The following is an 8376-nucleotide window of genomic DNA, read 5'->3' on the forward strand; positions in this document are numbered from 1 at the left end:
ATGCAGCGTAGTCTCGTGGGCTCGGAGATGGGTATAAGAGACCGCCCGCGCCCCGGCCCGAGTCCAACGCCGTCGTCGACCGCCCCGGCGCCACCGTCCGGCTCGCCGGCTGCTGTACGCCCGTACCGCCCGACCAGGTCATCGGCTTCGCCGTACGCGGCGGCGCCGTCACCGTGCACCGCGTCGAGTGCGCCGCCGTGGCGCGCATGAAGGACGCGGGGCGCGCCGAGATCGACGTGCGCTGGGGAGACTCCACCGAATGCCGGGTCACCCTGGTCGCTGAATCGTTCGGCCGCCCCCATCTGCTGGCCGACCTGACCGAGGCCATCGCGACGGAAGGCGCCGAGATCGTCTCCGCCACCGTCGAACCCCCCTCCCAGCAGCGCGTACGCCACACCTACACCCTCCAGCTCCCCGACGCCGCCCACCTCCCCGCCCTCATGCGCGCCATGCGCAACGTCCCGGGCGTGTACGACGTGAGCCGCGCCCAGCACCACGCCCCCACACCGTGAACCGGCCGAGCCCTCCCCACGCGCGCGTGGCCGTCCGGCTGAGGGTTCCGAAGGTGGGATGACATGGGCGGCCCTCCCCACGCGCGCGTGGCCGCCCGGTCCCCGCGCCGGCCACCCCACGCCCCCGGCACCTCACCCCACGCGCGCGTGGCCGTCGGCCCGCGATCGCGCCGCCGTACACGCGCGTACGCAACCCGTTCGGGTGGGAGAAGCGCGCGTCGCCGCCGTGCGGGGGCAGGCCGCTGGTAGCGGTGGGGCATGCTGCTCACTCCCCGTGACTCCCGTGCCCCCGCGCGGCGCGCCCCGTCCCGGCGTGCCCGCACCGTCCGCAGGGCCGCGGCTGCCCTCGTCGCCTCCGCCGTCTCCGTCTGCCTCGTCGCCGCGAGCGCGCCCCCGGCCCCGCTCGGCGTCGGCGACCGCCTCTTCCCGTACCTAGGCAACCCCGGCTACGACGTGGCGTCGTACGACCTGTCCTTCACCTACAGCGGCAAGAACACCGAGCCGCTGAAGGCTGTCACCACCATCGACGCCTGGACCACCCGGCCCCTGGAGCGCATCAACCTCGACTTCGCGTACGGCGACGTCGAATCCGTCGAGGTCGACGGCGAGGCCGCCTCCTTCGCCACCGCCGGCGAGGACCTCGTGATCACCCCTGCCCGGCCGCTCACCGCCGGCGCCTGGACCCGCGTCACCGTCCGCCACACCAGCGATCCCACCCCCGGCACCGACCGGGACGGCGGCTGGGTCCGCACCGACGACGGACTCGCCATGGCCAACCAGGCCGACGCCGCCCACCTGGTCTTCCCCTGCAACGACCATCCGTCCGACAAGGCGATGTTCACCATCCGCGTCACCGCCCCCGACGGCTACACGGCCGTCGCCAACGGACTGCCGGCCGGGGCGGAGCGGGCGGGCCGCACCACCACATGGACGTACCGCACCCAGCACCCCATGGCCACCGAACTCGCCCAGGTCTCCATCGGCCGCTCCCGCGTCCTGCACCGCACCGGCCCGCACGGGCTGCCCCTGCGGGACGTCGTGCCCGCCGCCGACGCGGCGAAGCTGGAACCCTGGCTGAAGAAGACCCCCGACCAGATCGCCTGGATGGAGAGCAAGGTCGGCCGCTACCCCTTCGAGACGTACGGCCTGCTCATGGCCGGCGCCGACACCGGCTTCGAACTGGAGACGCAGACGCTGTCCCTGTTCGAGAAGGATCTGTTCACCGAACCCGCGTACCCCGAGTGGTACGTCGACTCGATCATGGTCCATGAGCTGTCCCACCAGTGGTTCGGCGACAGCGTCACCCCGCGCACCTGGTCCGACCTGTGGCTCAACGAAGGACACGCCACCTGGTACGAGGCCCTCTACGCCGAGGAGCACGGCGACCGGCCGATGGAGGCCCGTATGAAGGCCGCGTACTCCGCGTCCGACCGCTGGCGCGCCTCCGGCGGTCCGCCCGCCGCCCCCAAGCCGCCCGTCCCCGGCCAGAAGATCGGCATCTTCCGGGCCAACGTCTACGACGGTGCCGCGCTCGTGCTGTACGCGCTCCGCGAGGAGATCGGGGCGTCGGCGTTCGCGCAGCTGGAACGCCTGTGGGTGCGCGAGCACCAGGACGGCACGGCGGGCACGGCCGACTTCACCGAGCTGGCCTCGGACATCTCCGGCCGCGACCTGAGCGGCTTCTTCCAGGCCTGGCTGTACGGCGAGAAGACCCCGCCCATGCCGGGACACCCCGACTGGAAGTCCACCGCCCCGGCCGAGGCGGCCGGCCCCACGAAGGGCGCGGCCCCCGCGAAGCCCGCTGCGTCCGCGAAGCCCGCTGCGTCCGCGAAGCCCGCCGCGTCCGCGAAGCCCGCCGCGTCCGCCGCGCCCGCCGGGGGCCGCGGATAAGGCGGTGACGTGACGGCCGTGACATGCGACCATCGTGGTGCCGGCGCGGTACGGCCGCGAGATCCGCGGTACTCGGTGTTCCCGGGTGCCCGGCCGGGAATCTCCCGGAGTGCTCGGACGTTGTCCCGGACGAAGCCGGCGACGGATTCCCATCGACGTAAGGACCCAATGACCTCCTCTTCTTCTCTTTCCCAGGACGGCAAGCGCCTCGCGCACGACTACCCCGAGGGCCTTCGGGCCGATGCCCTGATGGAAGAGGACGTCGCCTGGAAGCCCGAGATCGACGGCGAGCGGGACGGGGACCAGTTCGACCGCTCCGAGCGCGCGGCCCTGCGACGCGTCGCGGGCCTGTCCACCGAGCTACAGGACGTCACCGAGGTCGAGTACCGCCAGCTGCGTCTGGAGCGGGTCGTGCTCGTCGGTGTGTGGACGTCCGGCACCGTGCAGGACGCGGAGAACTCCCTCGCGGAGCTGGCCGCCCTCGCGGAGACCGCCGGCGCCCTCGTCCTCGACGGCGTCATCCAGCGTCGCGACAAGCCGGACGCCGCGACCTACATCGGCTCCGGCAAGGCCGACGAGCTGCGCGACATCGTTCTCGAGTCCGGCGCAGACACCGTGATCTGCGATGGTGAGCTGAGCCCTGGCCAGCTGATCCACCTCGAGGACGTCGTCAAGGTCAAGGTGATCGACCGTACGGCCCTGATCCTGGACATCTTCGCCCAGCACGCCAAGTCCCGAGAGGGCAAGGCGCAGGTGGCGCTCGCGCAGATGCAGTACATGCTGCCGCGGCTGCGCGGCTGGGGTCAGTCGCTGTCCCGGCAGATGGGCGGCGGCAAGGGCGGCGGCCTCGCCACCCGAGGCCCCGGTGAGACCAAGATCGAGACGGACCGGCGACGGATCCGCGAGAAGATGGCGAAGATGCGCCGGGAGATCGCGGAGATGAAGACCGGCCGCGACATCAAGCGGCAGGAGCGCAAGCGCCATCGCGTTCCCTCCGTGGCCATCGCGGGCTACACCAACGCGGGCAAGTCGTCCCTGCTCAACCGGCTCACCGGCGCGGGTGTCCTGGTCGAGAACGCGCTGTTCGCGACCCTGGACCCGACCGTGCGCCGCGCCGAGACCCCGAGCGGCCGGCTCTACACGCTGGCCGACACCGTCGGTTTCGTCCGGCACCTGCCCCACCACCTGGTCGAGGCGTTCCGCTCCACCATGGAGGAGGTCGGCGAGTCCGACCTGATCCTCCACGTGGTGGACGGCTCGCACCCGAACCCGGAGGAGCAACTCGCCGCCGTGCGCGAGGTGATCCGGGACGTCGGCGCCACCGACGTGCCCGAGATCGTCGTGATCAACAAGGCGGACGCGGCCGACCCGCTGACGTTGCAGCGGCTGCTGCGGATCGAGAAGCGGTCCATCGCCGTCTCGGCCCGCACCGGCCAGGGCATTCCCGAGCTGCTCGCCCTGATCGACGCCGAGCTGCCGCGCCCGGCCGTCGAGATCGAGGCACTCGTGCCGTACACGCGCGGCAAGCTGGTGGCGCGTACCCACGACGAGGGCGAGGTGATCTCCGCGGAGCACACGGCGGAGGGCACCCTGCTCAAGGCGCGGGTGCACGAGGAGCTCGCGGCCGAACTGGCGCCGTACGTGCCGGCCGCCGCCGCGCTCTGACCGGCGCCCGGCCCACCACCGGAACACGGCGAAGGCCCGGCTCCCCGCTTCACGCGGGGGCCGGGCCTTCGGCTTCCGTTCAGGCGCGGTCACCTCGGCCGGTGCCGGTCGGGCACGCTCACGCGGGCCGGCGCCCGCTCACCGGCCGCCGTGCGTCCGGCTCATGTACTGGTACAGCGCCTCCGCCGACGGGCCGAGCTGCGGTCCCGCCAGCCAGGTGTTGTCCAGCGGGCCGATCGAGGTGTTCGACACCAGCTTGGTCTCGCCGTTCACCACCCGGAACCAGCCGCCGCCGGAGGAGCCGCCGGTCATCGTGCAGCCGATCCGGTACATCGTCGGCAGCGACGGCGACAGCGAGAGCCGGCCCGGCCGGTCGATGCACTTGAACATCCGCAGACCGTTGTACGGCGGCGCCGCCGGGTAGCCCCACGCGCCCATCTGCCCCGCCTGCGCCGCGGCCGGGGCGGAGAAGTCGACGGCGAGAGCCGCGCCCACCGTCTCCTCCAGCGACTTCGCGCCCTGTTCCGGCTGCACATGCAGTACGGCGTAGTCGTACGCGGCGCCGTCACCGCCGGTGTCCGAGCCGCCGGCGATCCACTCGTTGGAGGTGGAGGCCCAGTCGGCCCACCAGTTGCCGTACGGCGCCATCTCCCGGAAGGAGGCGTCGGCGAGCTGCGCCTCGGACTTGCCGTAGTCGTTGTAGGCGGGGACGAAGACGATGTTGCGGTACCAGCCGCCGTCGCCGCCGGCGTGGACACAGTGCCCGGCGGTCCACACCAGGTTGGACTTCCCCGGGTGGTTGACGTCCTTGACGACCGTGCCGGAGCAGACCTTCGGTCCGTCGGGCGCGTCGAAGAAGACCTTGCCGACAGGTGCGGCGTTCCGGTGGTACGGCGTCCGCTCGGCCTCCGCCCGCACGGGCACCGGCTCGGGGTCGCTCACGCCCTGGCCGGCGGAGGCGTCCTTCACGGTGACCGTCTTGTCGGCCTCCTTCGCGGACTGCATCCGCTCGGGTTTCCACAGGCCCTCGATGACCGGGTTCACGAAGTCCTTGGCCTCGCGCAGCCAGTCCTTCTTGTCCCAGTTCTTCCAGCCGCCGTTCTTCCAGGCGTCGACGTCGATGCCGTGTTCCTTCAGCCGGTCGGCGAGATCACCCGGCAGGGAGACCTTGCCCTGACCCTCGCCCTTGCCGTCGCCCTGCGAGGCCACGGGGGAGGGCCCGGAGCCGGTCGCCGCGTTGTGTCTGTCGTCGTCGGCGCCGCAGGCGGTCGCTGTGACAGTCAGGGCCACGGTCAGCGTGGACGCGGCGAGGACGGTACGGCGGCGCCTGCCGGGGCGGGACGCCGTGCGTGTGCGCGGAGAGAGCATGTGTGAAGACCCCCGTCGAGATGTGCGTGCGTATGTCATGAGCTTGTCAGGGTTGATCGTCCGGTGGCCCGGCGGGAAGGAGCGGCACGGCCCCTCCCCACCCGGCAACCCCCGGTCGCCCGCAGAGCCGCGGGCGACCGGAGCGTGAGTGTCAGCGTCAGCCGGCGGACGCGTACTTCTTGCTCACCGCGTCGTACACGCCCTGCGCGACCTCACCCAGCCGAGGACCGGCCAGCCAGCCCGAAGTCACCGGGCCGATGGAGGTGTTGGACACCAGCGCGGGCTTGCCGTCGGCACCCGTGGCGAACCAGCCGCCGCCGGAGGAACCGCCGGTCATGGTGCAGCCGATGCGGTACATCGTCGGGGCGGACGCGTCGAGCGACAGCCGGCCCGGCTTGTCCTGGCAGCGGTACAGCGACTGCCCGTCGTACGGCGCCGCCGCCGGGTAGCCCGTCGCCGTCAGACTCTCGATCTTCCCCACGGCCGGGGCCTTGAAGTCCACCGGCAGCGCCGAACCGACCGTCTCCTCCAGCGACTTGCCGCCGCTGCCCTTCTCCGGCGTCACATGCAGCACCGCGAAGTCGTACGGCGCCCCGTCACCGCCGCTCGCGCCGCCCTGCTCGATCCACTGGTCCGAGGTCTGCGCCCAGTCCGCCCACCAGACGCCGTACGGTGCGACCTGCTCCCGCGTGGCGCTCTGGATCTTCTCCGCCGGCAGGCGGGAGTCGTTGTACGACGGCACGAACGCCAGGTTGCGGTACCAGCCGCCCTTCTTGCCGGCGTGCACACAGTGGCCCGCCGTCCACACCAGATTGGACTTGCCGGGGTGGGCGGGGTCCTGCACCACGGTGGCCGAGCAGACCATCGTGCCCTGCGGCGAGTCGAAGAACACCTTGCCCGCCTCGGGAGCGTTGGCGTGGTAGCGCGGCGGCACCGCCTTCGCCTGCACCGGCGCCGGCTCCGGATCGGTCACGCCCTGGTCGTCGGAGAGGTCGCTGTCGTCCACCCCGCGGTCCGGGTCCTCGGCGTCCCGCATGCGGTCCGGGTCCCACAGGCCCTCGATGATCGGGTTCACGAAGTCCTTGGCCTCGCGCAGCCAGTCGTCCTTGTCCCAGTTCTTCCAGGCGCCGTCGCGCCACTTGTCCAGGTCGATCCCGTGTTCCTTCAGCCGGTCCTTGATGTCGTCCGGGATGCGGATCTTCCCGTCGTCCGCCGCCGTCGCGGACGCGGAGGCCTGGCCGCCCGCGTCCGTGTCGTCGCCCGAGTCGCAGGCGGTCGCGGCGAGCGCCAGCGCCGAGACGAGCGCGACGGCGGCCAGGCGGGAGGAGGGCCCGCGGCGCGCGCCCCGCGCCCTGCGGGCGGTGAACGACGGACGTGTGGATCGCATGGTCTTGACTCCCCCTGGGACGAACGAACTTGGCGAACGGCACCACACACTATGCGGTCGCTGTGGGCGCCCACCGACCGGACAGCAACGGTTCGGCTACAAGGCGGGCGCACGGACAACTCGGCGGGACCGCCGACGGATCCGACGCGTGGCGGCCGAAGCGGCGCGGGACGGGAGGGAACGGATGTATATGGATGAACATGGTGAAAGCGGTGCCCGCAGGCCGGATTTGATCGCGCGCCACCCGTAACCCGGAGGGTGGTCCGTGGTTGGTAGCGGTGGGGCCCGCAGGCGGTACGCGGGCGGGGGAGGGCGCCGCGGGCCGCGGCGGGAGGAGAGGGAGCCGTGACCGTGACCGAGGGAACACAGCGACGCCATCAGGTCCTTGAATCGGGCGCCCGTACGTACGCCCGCTCGCTGCCCGTCGTCCCGGTACGCGCGCGTGGACTGACCGTCGAGGCCGCCGACGGCCGCCGCTACCTCGACTGTCTCTCCGGAGCGGGCACCCTGCCGCTGGGGCACAACCACCCCGTCGTCCTGGAAGCCGTCCGCGGCGTGCTCGACTCCGGGGCACCCTTGGACGTCCTCGGCGTCGCCACTCCGGTCGAGGACGCGTTCGTCGCCGAACTGATCGGCACCCTGCCGACCGGACTGGCACGCCACGCGCGCGTGGAGTTCTGCGGGCCCGCCGCCCAGGACGCCGTCGACGCCGCGCTCCGGCTCGTCCGCACCGCCACCGGCCGCAGCGGCATCCTCGCCTTCACCGGCGCCCGGCACGGCACCACGCCCGACACCGCGGACCCCGCGGGCCCGCCCCGCCCCGCCGCCACGGCCGACACCGTCCGGCTGCCCTACCCGCAGGACTACCGCTGCCCCTTCGGCATCGGAGGGCCGCGCGGCGCCGAACTCGCCGCCCGCTGGACCGAGTCCCTCCTCGACGACCCGCTGTCCGGCCTGCCCCGACCCGCCGGGATGATCGTCGAGGCCGTCCAGGGCGAGGGCGGAGTCCTGCCCGCCCCCGACGGCTGGCTGCGCCGGATGCGCCACATCACCGCCGATCGCTCCCTGCCGCTCATCGCCGACGAGACCCACACCGGCGTCGGCCGCACCGGCGCCTTCTGGGCCGTCCAGCACAGCGGCGTCACCCCTGACGTGATGGTCCTCTCCGAGGCCGTCGGCGGCAGCCTCCCGCTGTCCGCCGTCGTCTACCACGACGACCTCGCCGACGGAACGCCGGCCGACCGCACGCCCGGACCGCGCGGCAACCAGCTCGCCATGGCAGCGGGCGCCGCGACCCTCGCGTACGTCCGGGAGAACGGCCTCGCCGAACGCGCTGCCGCCCTCGGCGCCCGCATGCTCGACCGGTTGCGCTCCCTCACCGGTGCCCTTCCCTGCGTCGGGGAGGTACGGGGGCGGGGGCTGATGATCGGGGTGGAGCTGGTGCGGGACGGGGAGCGGGAGGCCGGGGGCGGCGACGTGCGGGGCGGCGGCGATGCGGTGCCGGGCGGCGGCCCCGGCGCCGGTCGCGCGCGCGGTGGCCGTGACCCGTTGCCG

At 72.9% G+C, this 8376-nt stretch carries 5 protein-coding genes and 1 pseudogene; 4 read left to right on the forward strand and 2 right to left on the reverse strand.

The genetic code is table 11. The features are described from left to right. Positions 1 to 71: 71 nt before the first annotated feature. The 3 genes and pseudogenes from MTQ10_RS24375 to hflX form a co-directional block, all read left to right on the forward strand. A pseudogene (locus MTQ10_RS24375) lies at positions 72 to 512 on the forward strand (ACT domain-containing protein); the annotation flags it as partial. A 258-nt stretch (positions 513 to 770) separates the two neighbouring features. Then, a complete protein-coding gene (locus tag MTQ10_RS24380) occupies positions 771 to 2402 on the forward strand; it encodes a M1 family metallopeptidase (RefSeq protein ID WP_247472307.1) in 1632 nt (543 codons plus the stop codon). Between the two features lie 168 nt (positions 2403 to 2570). Then, positions 2571 to 4067, forward strand: coding sequence for a GTPase HflX (hflX, locus tag MTQ10_RS24385; RefSeq protein WP_247472308.1), 1497 nt, complete (start codon positions 2571 to 2573; stop codon positions 4065 to 4067). Between the two features lie 138 nt (positions 4068 to 4205). Here the strand turns inward: hflX and MTQ10_RS24390 are convergent, their stop codons facing one another. Both MTQ10_RS24390 and MTQ10_RS24395 read right to left on the reverse strand, forming a co-directional pair. Then, positions 4206 to 5435 carry a trypsin-like serine peptidase gene (locus MTQ10_RS24390; protein ID WP_247472309.1) on the reverse strand — a complete coding sequence of 410 codons (1230 nt, stop codon included), beginning with the start codon at positions 5433 to 5435 and terminating at the stop codon, positions 4206 to 4208. A 157-nt stretch (positions 5436 to 5592) separates the two neighbouring features. Continuing rightward, positions 5593 to 6822 carry a trypsin-like serine peptidase gene (locus tag MTQ10_RS24395; RefSeq protein ID WP_247472310.1) on the reverse strand — a complete coding sequence of 410 codons (1230 nt, stop codon included), beginning with the start codon at positions 6820 to 6822 and terminating at the stop codon, positions 5593 to 5595. A 345-nt stretch (positions 6823 to 7167) separates the two neighbouring features. Here MTQ10_RS24395 and MTQ10_RS24400 point away from each other — a divergent pair. Next, positions 7168 to 8376, forward strand: a 1209-nt coding sequence (locus MTQ10_RS24400) for an aminotransferase class III-fold pyridoxal phosphate-dependent enzyme (RefSeq protein ID WP_374117679.1), incomplete at its 3' end; no start/stop codon positions are given.

The sequence above is a fragment of the Streptomyces sp. XM83C genome (assembly GCF_023072675.1).
In the GTDB taxonomy this organism is placed as follows: Bacteria; Actinomycetota; Actinomycetes; order Streptomycetales; family Streptomycetaceae; genus Streptomyces; species Streptomyces thermocoprophilus.